We start from the raw sequence: 21,095 nt of genomic DNA on the forward strand, positions 1-21,095 counted from the left end.
TCATACATGATATAGCCCTCAGCTGAAGGGAAACGTAGGAGAATTCACTTGTACGCTATTCGTGTGAAAAAATCAATCTCCCAATACAGGAAATTTCACTCGCACGCCTTCCGAGTGAAAAAACCCAACCTATAACGCCAAAAATTTTACTCGCGCTCCTCCCCAGTGAAATAATCCAATCCATAACACCAAAAACTTCACTCGCGCCCTTTTCGAGTAAAATAATCCAACCTAAACCACTCAAAATTCAACTCGAACACCTTCTGAGTGAAATAATCCAAACCACAACACCAAAAACTTTACTCGCGCTCCCTCCGAGTGAAATAATCCAATCCACAATACCAAAAACTTCACTCGCGCCCTTTTCGAGTAAAATAATCCAACCTAAACCACTCAAATTTCAACTCGAACACCTTCTGAGTGAAAAATCCCAGCCCACACGACACTAAACTCCACTCGAGCGCCATTAGCGCAACAAAAACAGGCATCCCCTTTTCGGAGATGCCTGTTTGTCTAGCGTATCCTCAGCATTATTCCATTGGTTCTAGACCGACTGCTTTCAAGAAGTCATTCAACCCTTTTGGACCTAATTTTTCCATTGGTGCTTTCTTCACACCTTCACCAACTTTTAAGAAATTCTTTTCGATGTAGCGAATGTCAGTTTCATCCACAATCCCATCAAGATTAATATCGGTGTTCGGATGGTCCTTACCGTATTGGGCAACAACTCGCATGACATCATGAATATCAATAACGCCATCTCCATTCACATCACCAGCAGGACTCGGCACTAAATCCACCCAAAATTCTTCACCAATAAATTCGTCTTTATAATCATAGCCTGGCTGAACAGTTGTTTGCGTATTAATATGCCCAGGTAATTCGAAATAGATGGTAAACTCTTTTTCTGATGCAGGCATACCGTATAAGAGATACTCACCGTATTCATTTACTTCAGCTGTATATTTCTTACCATTGCTGGCTTCTGCGTATACCTTGAACCCTGCATTCTCATAATCCATTATTTCTAAGAACCCATCATCGTGGATAAATGCTTCTGCGCCAATGAACCCAGAAAGGATTGAGTGTTTAGGAATCACTTCCATCGCCTGCTCTAGGAAAATAGGTATATCAACTGGCTCTGTTCCACCAAGCTGCTCATACGAGAATGTTTCAATACCTAGTGCAGTTGCACCATCGAAATATTCATCACTCGTTAACTTAAATGTTACGTCCAGGAAAGCACTATCTCCCGTAAAGCCTTTAAAATCATCGTTTCCTTCTAAAGATGCACCAACATGCAGCATATCAAACCAGTCCGTTTCATCAATCACAGGCTCATCCAGCTTCACCTGGATACCATTTTCATCTGCATAACGTTGGAATGCTTCATTTACCTGAACATCTTCTAGGGTAAATAAAGTTTTATCAAATTCAACATCAAACGTTCCAGATAATAACGCTTCAACATCTTTTAACTGGAGCGTCATGGTAAAGCTATCATTTAGATAGATTTTTTCCTTATCATAGCGTTGTACCCCATAGGAGCTGCCTTCTTTTACAAAAGTATATCTCGTAAATGCTCTAGTATCCGCATTGGTTGCCAAATCCACTGGTTGCAAATCTACTTCAACCGGACCAGCTTCCAATTCCTCCGGCAGCACACCAAGGCTCATTTTACCGTCCGGTGCAACACCAAGTGCATTTGGGAAGAGATTATTTTGATAAAAAGTTACAAAATTACTTGACTGATCGTATTCATAACCTTTTTCATTCAACACATCAATCGTGTCATCATATACATTTGTATGGATCCAAAAGGCCTCTTGTCCATGTTCCTCTGTAAACATTGACTCATTCACTTCAATAATTCCCGGCTCATAATCAAGGAATGTCAACTCAGGTGGTGTATTATCTACAATCACATCTGTATCTATCGTGAATTCTTCCCCCGATTCATCTATACCTAATAATTCAAAAATGTAGTCTCCTTCTGGTAAACGCGTCAATTTCTCTTCAATTGGCTGTTCCGGATCTCCGGTAAACCGTTGAGCATTACCTAGAAAAGCTTTTGATACAACGTATTCCGTATCTGGTTCCAAATCCTTTAATGCCCCAACAATTCCAATTGGCTCACTTGTTTTTGGATCCTTAATAACAATATAAACCAAGTCCATTGGGCTTTTTAGATTCACTTTCATACTAAGAAATGGAATCAGAAATGGGTGATAAGACCATCTGTTTGGAACAGCAGGTCGATCAAGCTCTAGGTAATCGAATCCTTTAGATGATATGCGGATTGCGAATGGTACTTGATAACTTTCCCCTGCATCATCTAAAATTCGCAGATACCCTTCATAAAATCCATGTGCCGCATGATCTGGGACGGTCATCTCCGCATCAACTTCAACCTTTTCACCGCCTGATACGGTAATTGTATCTGGGATATTTAACACGACTCCATTTGCTTCTGCATCCTTACGATTACCTTCATTTGCTTGTAAAAAGTCTACTTCAATCGTATAGGACTTCTCTTCTGAGGTTTGATTTGCTATAGTCAATTTTTTCGTGCTTTCGATTGATTCACCCTCATTTATATAGAAACTACCAAACCGAATAGATCCCGTCTCATGGTCCATTTTGATTATTTCGTTGTTTTCTTCCACCATTTTAACGGTATCAACTGCGGTAATAGCTGTTTCAGCATATACAGCATCATATACATTAATACGACCTGCACCAGCCTCGTATACAGAATAATCCTCTTTGAGATCAACTGCTGTATTCATCAACGCAGCTTTTACTTGAAAAGGAGTATACTCCGGATGTTCCTGCAAAATTAACGCAGCAGAACCCGCAACGTGTGGCGCCGCCATCGAAGTACCCTGAATTCTTGCATAAGCATTATCATAGCTTTGATTGGTCGGATCGTTTACAAAAGCTGGGTAGGTTGAGAAAATCGCTACACCAGGAGCAACCACATCCGGCTTTATATCATAGCTTCCAGCAACAGGGCCTCGTGAACTAAAATCAGCCAGGTAATCGCCTTCGGATTGTGTATCACTTAATTCACCAAATGTAAATGGTGTATTCTCTTTGGCCGCTTCTACGAGTTTCTCCCCGTCTTCTTTAGATACACGGAAAGATTTTGGAAAAGAAGTGCTTTCTCCAACATAATATGGAATCTGACCTGCTTCATTATTAAATACAATAACTGCCTCGGCACCCGCGTTATACGCATGGATTAACTTATCATTGAAGGAAAGTTCCCCTCTCTCAACCAAAGCAATTTTACCTGTCAAATCCTTGCCTATATAATCATCCCCATCCCCATAGCCAACATATTCCAATGGGTAGGATTGTCCCTTTAGACCTTCTAATTTATCCGAAAAATTCTTTGCCAATAATTGTACATCAGCATAAGCAGTTTCACCTGTTGTTGCGGTGAACACTGGAATAGTTTGTGCAGCATCACTTGCGCCGACAGAAATTGCGAAAGCCGCTGTTCCCGGTGCCCCAACCGTTTGTGCGCTTGGACCGGCATTTCCTGCAGCAACAACCGCAACCACACCGGAAAGCATCGCATTATTTACAGCGATTGCAGTAGGTGATAACGCATCATTGGTATTCATACCAAGAGAAAGGTTAATCACATCCATTCCATCCGCAACTGCCTTGTCTATACCACCTAGCACCCAGTTTGTATCCCCACTACCATATGGACCAAGTACACGGTAGCTATATAATTCAACTCCGGGCGCAACACCTTTTACAGCGTAGTCCACATCATTTCCCTGTTGACCTGCTACTGTACCAGATACATGTGTACCATGAGATGTATAAAAGCTATTTCCGTACGCATCAAATTCTTCAGCATCAGATTCCAACCACTGTTCATACGTTGTCTCCATTGGGTCTGCATCATTTTCCACGAAGTCCCAACCCTTTACACTATTCGGTTCAATAGCTGCTGCATCTTCTCCTTCTTCAGCTCTATATCCCTGATAGGCATCAGTAAGATCCGGATGATTATAATCAATTCCAGTATCAATGACACCAACCTTAATTCCTTCCCCAAAGATACCTTCCTCGTGTAAACGGTCTACCCCAATTTGTGGAACACTATCAATCATTTTAGGAGTGATTGCTTTCCCTTGTTCCTTTGGAAAATCTAGCTGTACCGTTTCATTTTTCCAAATTCGCTTAACCAAGCCTGTTTGCATGATATCTTTAATCGCTGTACCAGGCATAGTAATAGCCACGCCATTAAAAGCATCACGGTATTCTTGAGTAATCTCAATACTAACTGTTTTGTTGTGTTTCGCCAATCTACTTACCTGTTGATCATCTAATTGCTTTATTGCATTTTTAAATGCAGTATGAGATGCTTCCACCTTTTGTTTCGCACCTTTCAAAGATGGAACATTTCTTTCTTTTTTCAACTTTGCCTTTGCTACCTCAACTGCTGCGGGATCCTGCTTGAATTCCACAATCAGTTCTACTAAATCATCACTTTCTTGATTAATACTAGGATGCACTGTGAATCCAACATCCGCATCCAGCTGTTTTAACGCTGCTTGCTGTTCAGCTGTTAGATTATTGATGATGTCCTTCGCATCATTTGTGCCCTGCTTTGCATAGCTAGGCGCGGCAGATGGCATAATCATCGAGCCAACCAGTAGCACGATAGTCATAACTACCATCAACAAACGCTTTACTTGTTGTTTTATCATCTTGTTCTCCCCTTCACTTTTCTAAGAATCTATCTTTTCCACGCAAAACTGTTAACTATTCTATTTATGCGAGGATGTTCCTTTATTTAAGCCTACCAAGAATATTCAATTTGTAAATTGGGGTTATTTTGTATGTTAAGACAATTGTAAATAGTCCATTCCCCCTTATGAAGTAGGTGTATTTTCCTAAAAAAGAGGAGTTTTTCATATAATAAGTGCTAAAGGCCTATGCGGTGCAACCCCAAATCTGGGGTAATAGAAGATATTTCGATGAATAAGAAGATGATGAAGATGAAAAATATCGAAAAACTGTATTTTTTTGTTGGAATCAGTTTGCTGATTCCTACCATTTTGCTTGTTGGGGTAATCATCGGATACCTTATCGGGATAGTTAACCAGGGGATTCGTTTCATTTTTGGTTGCACCTGCGGGATATGGATTCCGTTTCATTTTCGGACTCACATGCCAAAATTTTTGACGGTTCAGACGCTCCAGTTTAATTTTCAATGGTTCCGGTGAGGTCTCGGGAAGCAAGAGTCAACGCGGTCTTCGCCTCCCTTTTTCACTCGTAGATCTTTAAAAGCGATTCTCCGCGACGACCATTTCATTTTTCTCGTTCACGTCGTACCCAACAGCATCTACCACCACACAAAAAAGTTGTGGGAATCGGTTCACCGATTCCTATCCCCATTAATAAAACCCACCTTACACAACGCTGTGCAGATGGGCCAAGTCAATCATATTTGGTATCTCGTATCTATTGGTGGTTTTGGAATACTGATTACACGGTCGATATAGATGGCTTTGATCGTGTTGGAAGCAAGCAGTTCGTTAATGGCTATCCCTGGGAGCTCCAGTGCAACACCGTTCAAGCTCACCTTATAGCTGTTCGTAATGGTGTATGGCAACTGCTTGCTTTCCAATAAATTCTCTAACTCTTCTTGAAATGCCGTATGACTTTTTTCCACTAGCTCTTTTGCCTGTTCCAGCGTCAACCCGGTTGTGCTTGTAGCAACGGCAACCTTAGCTGGTTTTGTTTTAAATTCAATTATAACTTTGATCGTTTCTTCGTTGTGTAAATCTATTTGTGGATCTATATATATGGACAAAAAAACACCTCCTTACCTATTTGGTTGGTTGAAACAATTTATCGAATGGGCAATCCTCTTTTTTCATCTATACGCCCGATCAGATTGCTATATTACTTATGTATGTTCATGCATTCATCATACCAATAACGCAAGTAGCTTTCACCATATTTTCCATCATTTCCATATCCTAACAAACAAACGTCGTTTTACAATCTTCCATTTCAAGCGCAAGCGCTAACAAATCCTATTTGCTTACTTTCCAATTCACATGTAGAAAGTAAAGAGGGGTTGTCAGCAACAACCCCTCGCCCAAGTTCTTATGAAAAATTCATTCACCTAGTCTTATTCTTCGTCGCCGTATGTTGCACCATTATCTGTTTGCTTAGCGATTACATTCAAATTCGCCTCGTAAGTAACACCTTGATATTCATTTCCTGCGCTTTCATCCAACTTTACTGCAACCATGATATCGATGTACTGCCCTTCTTCAAGTTCCCAGAAATCATCCTCTGAGCCTTCTCCCAGTAAAATCTCACCAGAAGTAACCTCTTCTTCGGATAATACCTTTGCACTCAGTTCAACGCCTTCTGGTGCGTTAGCAAGAGCCGCGCGTTCATTTGTCGTACCATTGAATAGTTTATCAAGCGCAATTTTTGAATCCTCATATACATCTTGTCCAGGCTGAACGGTGTATTTCATTGCCATATAACCAACTGCATATTTATCCAATGATGCTTTATCAACTGCATGATGGTAGGTTGCTTTTAAATGCGCATCCATATCACCAGTGTTGGATAAAGAAACCCAGTTACCATACTCTAATTGTGAAGGTGCAAATTGCTCCCCTTCAAATAAAGCTTCACCAATATCCTCACCATTATTGATTTCCAATACACCTGTTTTTAGCTCACCAGATGCATTCGTTTCAGATGTGAACCAAGAGTATGTTCCTAATCCTGCTGATGCAATCAATGCACCGGAAAGTGATGTTGTCAACAATACCTTTTTTAGCTTTTTCATGTATAATTCCTCCATTTTTTAATGTTCTGGTTTTACTTTTTTCGTTCGTTCCCAAATTTCCAAAGCAACATATCCTATTAGCGGAATAATGATTAGAAATATAACCCCTTTTGAGCCGCTGGCGAACTTGGCAATAAAGCCGAGATTCGGAATATGAAAAACCTGTTTCCCTTGCAGCATATCTGCAGTGACCGGCATATCATCGGCGACATTATTGTTATCGCCTTTCGTAATAAAACTGATCCCGTTTTGATCATCGATGATTTCTTCAACGCGGTGCGTAATCAATGGCTCGCCTTTAGCTTGAAAAGTAATCACATCACCGACTTCAATTGCTGATGCATCTGTTTTTTTCACAAAAATTAGATCGCCCGTTTCGAAAGCCGGATCCATACTATTTGAGAGCACTGTTAATGGTTTATATCCCAAAATAGATGGGGATTGACCAGGATTTTTAATCACCTGAACAAAGACAAGCAACACGAGTAGAAAAATACCTACCATACACGTTTTTGCTATCATACCTAATATTTTCTGCAGTGGCTTTTTCTCTGTGTTCTTTTCCATCCTGTCACACCCCATCCTGTTGGTAGAGAGCTTCCTGCATGAACCAGTCATGCAGGAGGTCCCATGTTACTTTGTTGGTTCTAATCCAATTGCTTTCAAGAAGTCTTCCAAGCCTTTAGGTCCAAGCTTTTCCAACGGTTTCTTGTTTTTCGCATCTGGACCAACCTTTAAGAAGTTCTTTTCAATGAAACGAATATCTATTTCGTCAACAATACCATCCTTGTTAATGTCCATGGCATCATTTGATTTACCGTAGAATGCAACAATTCGCATCACATCTTGAATATCAATTACACCATCATTATTTACATCGCCTGCAAGATTGGTATCTGCATAGGCTTTTACTTCATCGCCAAACCATGTTCCGTCTTCCTCGTAGGCTGGATTTAATGTAAATGTGGTTGTTAAATGACCAGGAACTTCAATATAGAAAGTGTAATCATCTTCGGTTACTGGCAAGTCATTAATTTCGAACTGTGCATTGTTATCTACGGTTCCTTCAAACACCTTGCCATTCTTGTCTTTCGCGTATACCTTTACACCCATTCCTTCGTAGTCCTTCGTAAGCATATATCCTTCCTCATGGATAAATGCCTCCGCAAAAACATATCCAGTCACAGTTGACGTTTTAGGAATAATCTTGAAGTTATGATGATAATAAACAGGTAATTTTTTCGCATCTGTTTCACCATATTGCTGGTATTCAAAGTCATTTACATTAAACAAGGAGCTTGGCCCATAATAGGAATCATCCTTCAGCTCAAACGTTACATCAAGGAAATCAATGCTTCCGGAATAGCCTTCAAAACCTTCACCTTCCAGTGCAGCAGCTACCTTCACATAATCGCCCCACGTATCATCATAGAAGGTTGGATCTTCTAGTTGAACGTCAATACCATTTTCCTCTGCAAAACGTTGAAATTCTTCACTAACTTTGATGTCTTTAAATGTAAATAAGTCGCCATCATAACGAACATCGAAATTACCTGCCGTTAATGCTTTGACATTATTCAAGTCAACCGTCATAGTTATTTCTTCGTCTTTTTGCAGTTTATTCTTGTCGTATGTTGGCACACTATATTCCGAACCTTTTTGAACAAAAGTAAACCTGTTAAGCGTATCCATATCGGCATTAGTTGCCATATCTACTGGTATGAGCTCTAGATTTAGCGAACCATCCTCAATCTCCTCAGGCAGAACACCGAATTTCATAGTTCCATCTGGATCTACACCAAGTGCGCCTGGGAATGGATGATTTTCAAAATATGCTACAACATTTTCCGACTGATCATATTCGAACCCTTTTTCATTCAATAAATCAATAGTAGAGTCATAGATATTCGTGTGAACCCAGAATGCATAATGACCATATTGATCGGTATACATGGACTCATCAATTTCGATAACTCCAGGCTGATAATCTTCAAAAGTTATTTCTGGAGGTGTATTGTCAACGACTACAGTTAGCTCCTTGGTGTATACTTGTCCATCTTTATCCGTTCCAATCAATGTATAGATATAATCCCCTTCTGGTAAGAAGATTGGGTTCATCCCAATTGGATCATTTGGATCGTCTGTAAATGGACTAATGATTCCTCTAAATGCGTCCAACAAACTATATGTGACATCTGCTTGCAATTCACTAGCAGTTCCGATTATTCCAAGTGGCTCCAATGTTTCGGAATCCTTCACAATAATATCAATCGTTTCCATTGGACTTTGCAATTGGAAATTCATGGAGATAAACGGATTCAAGAATGGGTGGAATTCCCACTCATTCGGTACTGCATGTCGATCCAACTCTACAAAATCAAAGCCTTTATCAGATATGCGAATCGCAAATGGAATACGTACTTTTTCATCTTCATGAACAATATTTACATAACCTTCATATGTTCCAAAAGCCGCATCATCCGGAATATGAATAGAAGCTTCCAATTCCGAAGAACTATTTTTTTCAACTGTTATCGTTTCTGGAAGGTCCAGTGTAACACCATTTTTTTCTGCGTTCTGACGCTTGCCTTTTTCCTGTAAAAATTCCGCTTCAACCGTGTAGGTTTTATCAGCGTCAGAAGTATTTTTAATGACCGCTTGCTTTTGGACAGAAATCACTTCATCCGGCGTCAAATAATAATTACCGAAACTCATCGATCCAGTAAGATTTTCTACCATTACCAGTTCATTATTTTCTACCATTTCTGTTTTGTCCTGGACAATTGCTGATGTAGACGCATGAACTGCATCATATACATTAATTCGACCAGCACCTACTGCAAAAACATCGTAATCCTCTTTCATGTCTACAGAAGTATTCATTAACGCTGCCTTTACTTCAAAAGGACTGTAATCTGGATGCTCCTGTAAAATTAATGCTGCTGCACCAGTAACATGTGGTGCTGCCATCGATGTTCCTTGCATTCTAGTATAAGCAAGATCATAATTATGACCTTCTGGATCATTCATAAAGGATGGATACGTTGAGAAAATTGCAACACCTGGTGCCACAACATCTGGTTTGATATCATAGCTTCCTGATACCGGACCACGGGAACTGAAATCAGCCAGGTTGTCACCTTCAGATTGTGTATTACCTAGTTCACCAAATGTAAATGCTGCGCCATTTTCAATTTCTGCTTTTAATTTCTCACCATCTTCTTTAGAAAGACGGAATGCTGGAAGGTATTTTGTACTCTCTCCCAAATAATAAGGGATTTGTCCAGCCTCATTATTGTATACAATCGCTGCTTTTGCTCCTGCTGCTTTTGCATTTCTAACTTTTTCATCAAAGGCTAAATCGCCACGCTCTACTAAGGCTATTTTTCCTGTTACATCTACATCTGTAAAATCTTGTTCCGATCCTAGCCCAGCGAAGACAACATCATAGGATTGGCCAACCAAGGCTTCTAAATCATCGGAAAAATGCTTACTTAATAGTTGAACATCGGAAAATGATAATTCACCCGCCGTTGCAGAGAACGTAGGAATGGATTGGGACACGTCACTTGCACCGACTGCAATTGGAAATGCTGCTGCCCCCGGGCTTCCAAGTGTTTTTGCACCAGGACCAGAGTTGCCTGCAGAAATAACTGCTACCACACCAGAAAGCATGGCATTATTTACTGCAATAGATAATGGGTGTAATGGGTCATTACCAGCCGCCCCTAAGGAAAGGTTAATAACGTCCATCCCATCTTGAATGGATTTATCAATACCGCCAATAATTCCATCCATGCCGCCACTACCATATGGACCAAGCACACGATAGCTATACAGCTCAACATCAGGTGCAACACCTTTTACTGCATAATCGACATCGTTTTCTTGCTGTCCAGCAACTGTACCGGAAACATGCGTACCATGAGAGGTATAATAGCTATTGCCTAGCTGATCAAACTCAGGATAGCCAGATTCTAGCCATTCGTCATAGGTTGTTTCCATAGGATCAGCATCATCTTCAATGAAGTCCCACCCTTTTACACTGTCAGGGTCCACTGTTGCAGGATCCTCTCCTTCTGTTGCGCGATATCCTTTATATACACCTGTTAAATCCGGGTGATGATAGTCAATCCCGGTATCAAGGACCCCAACTTGGATGCCTTCACCTGTAACTCCTTCATCATGTAGCTTGTCCACACCAATTTGTGGAACACTATCAATCATTTTAGGTGAAATTTTATCGGCCTTTGCATTTGGTAATTCCAATTGGACCTCTTCATTTTTCCAAACATGCTTAATTAAACCTGTCTTTAATAATTCATTAATTGCTGTACCTGGTAATGTAACCGCTACACCATTCAAAGCATTCCGATATTCGCTTGTAATGGAAATATCAGTATCCGCTTTAAATGTTTTAGCTTTATTTAGGCTGTTTAGCGCCTTTTTAAATGCTTGATGAGAAGCCTCAACCTTATCTTCTGCATCAGCCAGGGAAAGCGTACTGCGCTTTTTGTCTACTTGTGCTTTCGCCATTTCAACTGCAGCCGGATCTTGTTTAAATTCTATAATGACATGAATCGGAGAATCCGAATCTACATTAATTCCTGGCTGAACGACATATCCAGTCTGTGTATCGAGTTGCTTTAATGCTGCACGTTGTTCCTTCGTAAGACCTTTCAGCACTTCCATCGCATCTGCTTGCTGCTTCCCTTTTGCCTGAGCAAGCTGTGCAGACGGCATAAGCTGTGAGCCGATTAGCATGATAATTGCTAATAAAACCGTAAACCATTTTAATTGTCTTTTCTTAATCATGTTATTCCCCTCTCCGTTCTAAATTTATTTTCAAAACCAATGAATAAAATAACGCAGCATCATATCCCCCTTTTTACAGATTAGAATATCTCCCATATTTAGATTATCAGCTAATTGCATATTGTAAATTGGGGTTATTCTTTTATTTCAGATAATTTAAAATAGTTCTTTTCGCCTATTCAAATGATCAAAACACCGTATTTTGGCTTATTCGGGGTATAAAACACCCCAAAAGGACTATCGATAAAAACCCCAAATCTATAATATAATCATTATTAAGACTAAAGATTCAGTATATTATTACAGGCAATAACTCAAAATTACCTTTCCATGCATCTAATAAACTACTTATGACCTATAAAAAAAGAAGGGGACACATTCATGTACGAGGGGAAAATCATCAAGTTTTACCGCGAGAAAGCCAGACTAACCCAGGAACAACTAGGAAGGGGCATTTGCTCCGCCACTCATATCAGTAAAATTGAACGAGGATTAACAGAATATGCTTCCGAAATTACATCACTTTTGGCAGAACGGCTGCAGATTGATATGGAGAAAGAAGTGCTTCACTTAACTTCGATTAAGGAAAAACTCGATTTATGGCATGAAATGATTATTTCCCAAAATATGCAGGCTGCTGCGGAAATAGAAGAAGAATTGAAGAATAATCCATTGATACAAATTTCTGATTACCAAGGCCTGTACCAGATGATTCAAGTTAAATATTATATTAAACTTGGTGATTCAGACATGGTGGAACGATATATGAAACTACTTCCCAAGGATAGTGAAAACCTGCCAGAATTTGAGAAGAATGTATATAAGCATGTTCTAGGTATTTACTACACCATGATGAGCGATCACCTGCAATCTATTAATATTTTAAAGAGCATTGATTTTGATACCTACTCCAATCCACTCGTCTATTACGATCTGGCTGCGGCCTATTATCATAATAAATCACCCGTATTAGCCTATTATTATGCCGAGCAGGCGTTAAATTTATATAAAAAAAGAAATAACTTCCTTGGCATTATTGATGCAGAAAATCTAATGATTATTCAAATTGAATCAGATTATCACCGTGATTTTAAAGAAACGGTCGAACAATATGAAAACCTCCTTACCATCTGTGATTTATGTAACTCCATGGATAAAAAAGCGAAGATCCTGCATAACTACGCATATGAACATCTAAGACGCGGGAATTATTTAGAAGCAGAAAAAATGTATAAGGAATCGATGGAGCTCAAAGAAAAGGATACGGCCTATTATTTGCTTTCATTGGAAGGATTTATTCGCTGCGGTGCGGAAGGTAATCTGTTATCTCAGGAAGAATTGCTAGGCTATATTCATGAAGGATTAAGCATTGCCAATGATATTAATGAAATGTTGTTTACCATTATTTTGAATTTGCATAAATACGCCATCCTGAACCGTGAATCACAATATTATCGTTATATTGACAGTAAGGCATTGCCATATATGGATACACATGGCTATATTATGCTGGCACAGCGCTATCGAAAGGAATTATTTGCCTACTATACAAAAATAGGAGAATCGGAAAAAGCCCTGCAAATTGCAATTCCATTAGTTGAAACATTGGATGATTAACGACAAGAAGACGGTTATGGGACAACCGTCTTCTTTTTTATAGAAAAAACCCAATATCTAACTGGATATACAACGTTTTTCACTTTTATTTCCATTATAAAAGGATTAAAATAAAACAGTACTTGATTCGGGGGAAACAACATGAAAACAATCATTCAAACGATTTTTCAAAGATATTGGCATCCATATACTGCATTAATCCTGGCCGGGTTGCTCAGTGCTATTTATTTTGGGCTGACAGCAACCGTTTGGGCTGTAACGGGGGAATTTACTCGTTTTGGCGGGCATATACTTCAATTTATCGGGGTCGACGTTTCCGATTGGGCATATTTTCAACTGGTCCATTTAGAAGGAACGACCTGGAGTCGCCCAGACGGCTGGATTGTATGGGGAATGTTCATTGGTGCTTTGATCATGGTGCTATACAGCAATAGCTTCAAAATTCGTCTGCCACAACAAAAGCGACGTTATGTACAAGGGTTGGTCGGTGGTATCATTGCCGGTTTTGGTGCAAGGCTGGCACTTGGCTGTAATCTCGCCGCATTCTTTACTGGCGTACCACAGTTTTCCATTCATTCTTGGATATTTATTGTAGCCACAGGTATCGGGACTTTTTTTGGAGCTAAAGTTACGAAAATGCGCTGGTGGAAAGGTAAACCATCGCTCATGCGCGGAGCCGCTGCACCATCGAAAGTCAACAAACATGTCGTCCAGCCATATGTCGGTGGCGTCATCACGATTGCCTATGCAGCACTTGTCATATATTTTTTCGCCAGTGGAAAAACATTACTCGGTTTTGGTGCGCTATTCGGATTAGCATTTGGGATTCTAATCGAACGCGGGCAAATCTGCTTCACCTCCGCCTTCCGTGATTTATGGCTTGTCGGACGAAGCCTAATGGCAAAAGCAATCATTGCTGGGATGGCAATCAGCTCGATTTTAACAATCATTGTCATCGTCCTATATGATATACCACCAATTACGAAAATCGCTGCATTAAGCACCTTTGTTGGCGGTGTATTGTTCGGGCTTGGGATTGTCATGGCTTCCAGCTGTGAAACCGGCATGATGTACAGACTCATGGAGGGGCAAGTTTTATATCTAACAGTTTTCATCGGAAATATTGTTGGAGCAACCTTCTTAGCCTATGCATGGGATCATTTAGGTATCTACAACCTCTTGGTGAAAAGCGGTTCACCGATTAATTTGCTCGATTCCATCGGGCCAATTGGCGCCATTGCAGCTACCTTAGCCATGCTCGGTACCCTTTATGGATTAACTGTTTATTGGGAAAAACGTTACCAACGTAATATGCAAATGAAGAGAGGAGCAAAAACACATGCAAGCTGAAAAAAAAGCAGATTTCACCTTGGATTTACGCGGTGAATCCTGTCCATACCCTGTGATTTATACATTGGAAGCACTCGAAGGCATGAATGAAGGTGAACTATTACAAGTAATTACCGATTGCCCTTCATCCTTCCGCAACGTACCAGAAGAGGCTTTGAAACACGGATACACCTTTGCCCAGGATCCGGTTAAGAACGGGCAAGAATACTTGTTTTATATTTATGCTTAAGGAAAAAAAGCAGATGCAGTTCAGGCGCATCTGCTTTTTTCTATAACTAATCCGCTTTTTTATCTAGAAATTCCTTGTGACGCAACTCGTATTCGTCCTTTGTAACTGCAATATAATCAAGCGGTTGATCAGCATTCCAATACGATAGCTCCAGCCACCTTGCCTCCTCTTGAATACTGCCCTCCAGCTTAACGGACTCTTCTTCTTTTTCCACAAACCATTCCAGCATGCGACCATCTGTAATGCCATTCGCTTCATACACCTTTTCTTGATATGTCTGTTCGTCCGCATCCCATTCTGTTACAGTCAATAAACCACTCACTTCACCTTCCAATAATGCCTCATCGATTTTAATAAACAGCTGGAGATGGTTATCCTCTGAAGCATAAACAAATCCATATACGTTATTTAATTTCTCAAAGAAGTGTTTCAACCGATTTTTTTCCTTATATTCAGCATCCTCATCCGTCGATTCGACTGCTTGCTCCAAAGCAGTCTGTTCCGCTTGCAGTGTCGCTTCATCTACAGGATGAAGTGTGGTTGGCTCTGTTTCCCCCTCTGGTTGCACCAGGAATTTACCATCAGACACCCAGCCATGGTACGTATGCTTTTCTCCATCATCCATCACATTCCATTTATATTCATTCTTTTTATAGTTGGCATTGATCATGGATGGACGCACATCTATATGCGACTCTTTCCCCTCGTCCTCAACCTGAATCCACTGGTTAAATCGTCCAGTTACTTGAGCCTTGTTCGCCTTCTCCAGCTCCACCCACATCAAAACGCCAGCTTCCTTATGCATCAATATTGCGGGAAAATCCAGTTCTTTATCCTTTTCCTTTATCGCCCAATTTACCACAATAAGACCCAACACCAATAAAATTGCTATCATACCGATGACCTTTTTGGACATGCTCAACTCCCTCCCTCACTTTGATTACACGACGATACATATTATCTATGTTATACCCTAAATTTCCATACCTGTAAAAACAATTTGAAAACGATAATGGAATATGATATGGTATATCTAAATGATATATATCTTTTAGATAGGATGAAGCAAATGAAAACATACAATGATACCACATACGCTATTCTTGGCATTTTAACAACAGGCTGCCGGTCCGGATATGCCATCAAGCAATTAATGGATCAAAGCTTAAACCACTTCTGGAAAATCAGCTATGGCCAAATCTATCCAAACCTAAAACGAATTGTAAAGGAGGAACTTGCCACCGTACAAACGACGTCACAAGCAGGCCGACCCGATAAAAAGGAATATTTCCTTACCAACAAAGGAGAAAAGGCATTGCTGGAATGGTTGAAAAAACCGATTGAACAACTGCCATCCGAACGAAACGAAGTCTTATTAAAATTATTCTTTGGACGTCACCAATCTATAGCAGACGGAATAAAGCATGTCACAGCCTATAAGCAAAAGCTTGCCACCACCTACCAAATTTACACAAGCATCGAACAAAGATTAACAGCAGAAGAAGAGAATCACAGCGATTTGGATTACTGGCTTTATACACTGGATTATGGTAAAAGAACGACAAAAGCGGCTATCGAATGGTGTGACGTAACCATGGAACAATTACGATTAAAGGAGGAATAAATCATGGGGAAACACATCCACACTGGACGTTTCACCACTGAAAATGAAGAGAATATTGTCGTATTTATCATTGGAATGCGCGTGAATAAGCGCCTAAAAATTCACAAATGGCTACCAGTCTTTAGTGCAATGGCACCAATGATTAAGGAGCTCCATCAGCATAAAGAAAAACTCGGATTTCTGAGCCAAGAAATGTACTTTGGCCTGCGAACGACCGTCATGATTCAATATTGGCGCTCCACTGAAGACCTCATCACCTACGCAAAAGATAAATTACATCTGACCGCCTGGAGGAATTTCAATAAAAAAGTCGGCAACAACGACGCGGTTGGTATTTATCACGAAACATACTACGTCAGACAAGGAAACTATGAATCCTTATACGGCAACATGCCATTATATGGCCTGGCAAAAGCAATGAAACATACACCAATCACAAAAGAAACCATCACTGCCAAAAAAAGATTACGCCAAGCCGAATAAGAATTCACCCGGGGGATGTGTGCATTCTGGAAATTCACGCCCCCCGATCCCCTTTAGCTGAACATTCGTTCATGCCACCACTCGTTATGCGCAATAGAATAACAAACACTATGACATGTTTTGGGTAGGTATAGGATTGAAAACGCACAATCTGAGGTTTACTAGAGATTTACAGCATACTAAATGTGTGTTTTTGTATTGTCTTTGAGATTTGATGGATATATTACACCCAACCTGAGGGCCGTTGGAAGTCCGATAGCACTCGTTACGTGTGTTTTATGGCGACTTTCCGGGATTTAGAAAAATAAAACACTCAATCCGTGTGTTTGCGAACTCTTCCCTGGACTTTTAATTACAAGTATGATTAAGGTTTATTTTAGCTAAACGAAGATACGAAGCGAATTTTTCAGGGTTTCCGTCTGATTTTTTTACTCGAACCGAGGGCGAGGCGAATTCCTCAGCATTACCACATGATTTTTTCACTCAAACTGTGAGCGAGGCGAGATTCTTAGTGTTACCGTCTGATTTTTTCACTCGAACTGAGGGCGAGGCGAATTTTTCAGCATTACCGTCTGATTTTTTCACTCGAAATGGAAACGAGGCGAATTTTTCAGCATTATCGACTGATTTTTTCACTCGAACTGTGAGCGAAGCGAATTTTTCAGCGTAACCGACTGATTTTTTCACTCGAACTGTGAGCGAAGCGAATTTTTCAGCGTAACCGACTGATTTTTTCACTCGAACTGTGAGCGAAGCGAATTTTTCAGCGTAACCGACTGATTTTTTCACTCGAACTGTGAGCGAAGCGAATTTTTCAGCGTAACCGACTGATTTTTTCACTCGAACTGAGGGCGGGGTGAAACCCAAGCAGCATTTTGTTTACCATCTGCCAACAAAACAAAGGGCAGATTTGATTTCAATCTCAAATCTGCCCCGCATACTATATTTAGCGGTGGTCCATTCCTTGTCGGAAAATTTAGTTCCATACGTATCCATATAATCGTCAAAAAATGTAGCTTCTTCCTTATCAAATGTTGACTTTTTTGTACCAGACTGCTTCCATCGAATCTGCGGTAAGCTGTTCATCCACTTGCCCATGCACCTTTATTTTTCCATCTGCACATGCAGCAAGAAAGAGAATTCCTATCGCAAACATGACCAACCATTTTTTCATTCTGGCCCCTTCGCCTATTGTCTATTTTTCTATTGCTAACAAAAGCACAAACAAATTCAACCTGATTTAAGGCCGCATTTCCCAAGGATCCACGACACCAACCGTAACAAGCCGCTCTTTACCCTTTATCGCTTCTATTACCCCCTGTGAAATTTCTTCACTGGTCAACCATCTCGAATGATTGCCTTCCACTACGAACCCGAATCTAATTTGATAATATACACCATTCTTCGGTAATTCTTTCTTTTTTTGATTGCTAGCTTTCTTCCACTGCCAAATTCTCTTTCAAAAACTGCATGCGCTCGTTAAATAGGGTTGGATAAGATAAATACCCGAGCATAATGCTTGTAGTAACTGCAGTTGTCAACAATAAAAATAGAATGAGCAACTGAAATAAAACCGCTTGAACCGGATCTGCACCAGCAATAATTTGTCCACTCATCATCCCTGGCAGTTGCACCAGACCAATCGTTTTCTGACTTTCAATGGTTGGTATCGTGCTTGCTTTAATAGCGGTAATCAATTGCGTATGAATCGCCTGCTTTGGTGTGCCGCCTAATGATAAAATAAGCTCTGTCTGCTTCTGGTTGGTTTCCACCTCTGCCGTAAAACGGTTAAGAAAAAGAATCCCAAGCACCATGGAATTACCGATGACCATGCCGCTTATCGAAATAATATATTGAGCCTCTGGCGGAGTAATTCGAAGCCCAAGCAAAATTGCTTGTGTCAGCACCTCAATACATACAAAAGTAACAAATAACTTCCAAGTGATTCCTTTAATCGACGTTCCTTTTTTTCTTGCATTATGGGTTGCGGCAACAATCATCAACAATACCATTAAAACGATATAAATCATTTGCTTGGAATCAAATACAAACTGGAGCACATACCCTACCGCAAGTAATTGTATGATAGAGCGAACAGCTGCAATAAGGGTATCCTTTTCCAAACCAAGCTTGAATGTTTTCGATAATACGAGGGGAATAAGGACGAAAATCAGTGTCAGACTTAATGTTACATAACTCATTCAATTTCCCCCTTCACAAACCGCTTCACTCGTGCATCACTCGGATTATTTAATAAGTCACTTGGGCCTGTTTCCACAAGCTCCCCATCCATCATGACCCAAGTATAATCGCCAATCGACATGGCCTGTTCCAGATTATGCGTGATCCAAATTATTGTCGTTCCGAACTCCTGATTTATTTTTACAATTAACTTTTCAATATCCTGCTGTGAGACTTTATCCAAGGAGGAGGTAATCTCATCCAATAATAAAGTTTGGGGGCGATTGACTAACGTACGGGCAATGGATAGCCTTTGCCGCTGACCTCCTGACAGGTCACTAGCATCCCGATTAAGAAACCCCTGATCGAGCCCGACAATTTCCAATAAATGAGCAGCTTCTTCTTTCTCCATTTGCTTACCCTGCAGCGTCAATGGCACGGCAATATTTTTCATTACAGAACCGCTTAGCATCGTTGCCTCTTGAAGCGCAATTCCTACAAGTCTTCTTAATTCTGTAGGTTCATATGACCCTATCCTTTTATTTTTTATATAAATGTCCCCCGAGCTTGCGGTCTGCAGTCCATTACATAATTTAAATAATGTAGACTTCCCAGCACCTGATGGACCAACAAGCGTCGTTATTTTCCCTTTTGGAATAACCCCCGTAATATCCTTTAAAATATGTAACCCATTAACTGAAAAATGTACATGCTTCAATTCCAGCGCAGCGTCTTTCATATGTATGCCTACCTCTCATTTTTTCAAACTTTCGCTTACCATCCATTTTACCAGTTTGCCCCGGATTTCGTATATTAAATCTGATGGATATACCAGATTTCTATCATCATATGTTGACTATAATTAACACCTGTAATATATTTATTACATGAATATTCAAAATGGCGACGAACTATTACGGATTCTTGAAGCCCTTTCTAATCCCTACCGGTTAAAAATTATTTCAATTTTACATCAGGAAAGACAATATGTGAGTCAGTTGGCACGGTCGTTGGGAATCAGCAGACCATTGCTGTATCTACATTTGCAACGATTGGAGGAGGCAAACCTAATCAAAGGAGATTATGAAGTCTCTGATAAAGGAAAGACAATGAAATATTTTGAACTAAACCCTTTTTTCATTGAACTGAACCCACAATTTATTACCGAGTTAGCGGACAGTTTAACTTTGAAAAAGAAGAAGGAATAACGGCAATGACGGAAAGGAGCAATAATATGAGTATGTTTAACTGGGGAGATTTCATCATTCAAATCATCTTTTTTGCACCGTTCCCTTTATTAATCATTGGAATTATATTCGCGTTCCGGGTAATGAAACGAGCTGAAGTACGTGCTGAAGAAAGATTAAAAATAGCGAAGGAACATGCTAATTTTCAGCAAAAACAAATGCACACCTTAGATGATTTAAATAACCGACTAACCAAAATAGAAACCATTCTAAAATCAGTAGATTAGGAGGGATCATATGGTAGCCTTACCGGGACTTCTCATTGCATTTATGCCCATCATATTAGCGATTACGGCAATTATATTGGTTATCCGATTCGTCAAACGCGCTGAAGCACGTGCAGATGAACGATTAAAAATGGATCAAGAAAATGCTTCGAATCAACAAGCACAATTACAGATGATGAATGAGCTTGGGGAAAAAATTACAAGAATTGAACGATTATTAAAGGACGTGGAATAATAACCATAGTTAGAAATAGGGATTTTATAAAAAAAAGACGCCATTCCAATTAGGATAGCGTCTCGTTTTTGATTGTACATCACGAAAAATCATAATTTGGGCTAATATGCGGAACATGATAGGTTCCTCTTTGGAAGCAATACAAAACCGCTAGCTGGTGCTGCGTATCTCCTATTATCTGGTATACACTTATATTGGTGTTGTGTTGTTAATCATATATGAGTTGTATAATGAAGGAGAGAA

18 protein-coding genes are annotated in these 21,095 nt (G+C 40.0%); 8 read left to right on the forward strand and 10 right to left on the reverse strand.

The window, feature by feature from the left end; genetic code table 11:
• Nucleotides 1–530: 530 nt before the first annotated feature.
• From DX933_RS18745 to DX933_RS13045, 5 genes are all read right to left on the reverse strand, one after another.
• Nucleotides 531–4,733, reverse strand: coding sequence for a S8 family serine peptidase (locus DX933_RS18745; RefSeq protein ID WP_123316879.1), 4,203 nt, complete (start codon nt 4,731–4,733; stop codon nt 531–533).
• A gap of 737 nt (nt 4,734–5,470) precedes the next feature.
• Nucleotides 5,471–5,842 (reverse strand): protease inhibitor I9 family protein, encoded by a 372-nt coding sequence (locus tag DX933_RS13030; RefSeq protein ID WP_123316881.1) that lies wholly within the window; start codon nt 5,840–5,842, stop codon nt 5,471–5,473.
• A gap of 324 nt (nt 5,843–6,166) precedes the next feature.
• On the reverse strand, nt 6,167–6,844 hold the full coding sequence (locus DX933_RS13035; RefSeq protein WP_123316882.1) for a hypothetical protein: 678 nt from the start codon (nt 6,842–6,844) through the stop codon (nt 6,167–6,169).
• Nucleotides 6,845–6,862: 18 nt separating this feature from the next.
• Nucleotides 6,863–7,411 (reverse strand): signal peptidase I, encoded by a 549-nt coding sequence (locus DX933_RS13040; protein ID WP_190279520.1) that lies wholly within the window; start codon nt 7,409–7,411, stop codon nt 6,863–6,865.
• Nucleotides 7,412–7,477: 66 nt separating this feature from the next.
• Entirely contained in the window at nt 7,478–11,659 is a 4,182-nt protein-coding gene (locus DX933_RS13045; protein ID WP_123316884.1) for a S8 family serine peptidase, read from the reverse strand.
• A 381-nt stretch (nt 11,660–12,040) separates the two neighbouring features.
• Between DX933_RS13045 and DX933_RS13050 the strand changes: the two genes are divergently transcribed.
• The 3 genes from DX933_RS13050 (at nt 12,041) to yedF (ending at nt 14,855) form a co-directional block, all read left to right on the forward strand.
• Complete coding sequence (locus DX933_RS13050; RefSeq protein WP_123316885.1) at nt 12,041–13,276, forward strand: helix-turn-helix domain-containing protein; 1,236 nt, start codon at nt 12,041–12,043, stop codon at nt 13,274–13,276.
• Nucleotides 13,277–13,417: 141 nt separating this feature from the next.
• Nucleotides 13,418–14,626: a selenium metabolism membrane protein YedE/FdhT gene (gene yedE, locus DX933_RS13055; RefSeq protein WP_123316886.1), complete on the forward strand. Its 1,209-nt coding sequence runs from the start codon at nt 13,418–13,420 to the stop codon at nt 14,624–14,626.
• On the forward strand, nt 14,616–14,855 hold the full coding sequence (gene yedF, locus DX933_RS13060) for a sulfurtransferase-like selenium metabolism protein YedF (protein ID WP_123316887.1): 240 nt from the start codon (nt 14,616–14,618) through the stop codon (nt 14,853–14,855). The genes yedE and yedF overlap by 11 nt, the downstream gene beginning before the upstream one ends.
• A 46-nt stretch (nt 14,856–14,901) precedes the next feature.
• Here the strand turns inward: yedF and DX933_RS13065 are convergent, their stop codons facing one another.
• Nucleotides 14,902–15,771 carry a hypothetical protein gene (locus tag DX933_RS13065; RefSeq protein ID WP_123316888.1) on the reverse strand — a complete coding sequence of 290 codons (870 nt, stop codon included), beginning with the start codon at nt 15,769–15,771 and terminating at the stop codon, nt 14,902–14,904.
• A gap of 153 nt (nt 15,772–15,924) precedes the next feature.
• Between DX933_RS13065 and DX933_RS13070 the strand changes: the two genes are divergently transcribed.
• A complete protein-coding gene (locus DX933_RS13070) occupies nt 15,925–16,479 on the forward strand; it encodes a PadR family transcriptional regulator (protein ID WP_123316889.1) in 555 nt (184 codons plus the stop codon).
• A gap of 3 nt (nt 16,480–16,482) precedes the next feature.
• A complete protein-coding gene (locus DX933_RS13075) occupies nt 16,483–16,962 on the forward strand; it encodes a DUF4188 domain-containing protein (protein ID WP_123316890.1) in 480 nt (159 codons plus the stop codon).
• A 483-nt stretch (nt 16,963–17,445) separates the two neighbouring features.
• Here DX933_RS13075 and DX933_RS13080 read toward each other — a convergent pair whose 3' ends face one another.
• The 4 genes from DX933_RS13080 to DX933_RS13090 form a co-directional block, all read right to left on the reverse strand.
• A complete protein-coding gene (locus DX933_RS13080; protein WP_145962281.1) occupies nt 17,446–17,802 on the reverse strand; it encodes a hypothetical protein in 357 nt (118 codons plus the stop codon).
• A 187-nt stretch (nt 17,803–17,989) separates the two neighbouring features.
• Complete coding sequence (locus DX933_RS18490; RefSeq protein ID WP_190279521.1) at nt 17,990–18,136, reverse strand: hypothetical protein; 147 nt, start codon at nt 18,134–18,136, stop codon at nt 17,990–17,992.
• Nucleotides 18,137–18,392: 256 nt separating this feature from the next.
• Nucleotides 18,393–19,163, reverse strand: coding sequence for an ABC transporter permease (locus tag DX933_RS13085; protein WP_123316892.1), 771 nt, complete (start codon nt 19,161–19,163; stop codon nt 18,393–18,395).
• Nucleotides 19,160–19,882 (reverse strand): ABC transporter ATP-binding protein, encoded by a 723-nt coding sequence (locus DX933_RS13090; RefSeq protein ID WP_123316893.1) that lies wholly within the window; start codon nt 19,880–19,882, stop codon nt 19,160–19,162. Before DX933_RS13090 ends, DX933_RS13085 begins: the two co-directional genes overlap by 4 nt.
• A 148-nt stretch (nt 19,883–20,030) precedes the next feature.
• On the opposite strand from DX933_RS13090, the gene DX933_RS13095 reads away from it, so the two are divergent.
• Genes DX933_RS13095 through DX933_RS13105 form a run of 3 tightly spaced genes read left to right on the forward strand, consistent with a single transcriptional unit; the run spans nt 20,031 to nt 20,852 of the window.
• Nucleotides 20,031–20,351 carry an ArsR/SmtB family transcription factor gene (locus DX933_RS13095; protein WP_123316894.1) on the forward strand — a complete coding sequence of 107 codons (321 nt, stop codon included), beginning with the start codon at nt 20,031–20,033 and terminating at the stop codon, nt 20,349–20,351.
• Between the two features lie 26 nt (nt 20,352–20,377).
• Nucleotides 20,378–20,617 carry a hypothetical protein gene (locus tag DX933_RS13100; RefSeq protein ID WP_123316895.1) on the forward strand — a complete coding sequence of 80 codons (240 nt, stop codon included), beginning with the start codon at nt 20,378–20,380 and terminating at the stop codon, nt 20,615–20,617.
• Between the two features lie 10 nt (nt 20,618–20,627).
• Nucleotides 20,628–20,852 (forward strand): hypothetical protein, encoded by a 225-nt coding sequence (locus DX933_RS13105; protein ID WP_123316896.1) that lies wholly within the window; start codon nt 20,628–20,630, stop codon nt 20,850–20,852.
• Nucleotides 20,853–21,095: the final 243 nt, after the last annotated feature.

The sequence above is a fragment of the Ornithinibacillus gellani genome (assembly GCF_003730295.1).
Classification (GTDB): domain Bacteria; phylum Bacillota; class Bacilli; order Bacillales; family Amphibacillaceae; genus Ornithinibacillus_A; species Ornithinibacillus_A gellani.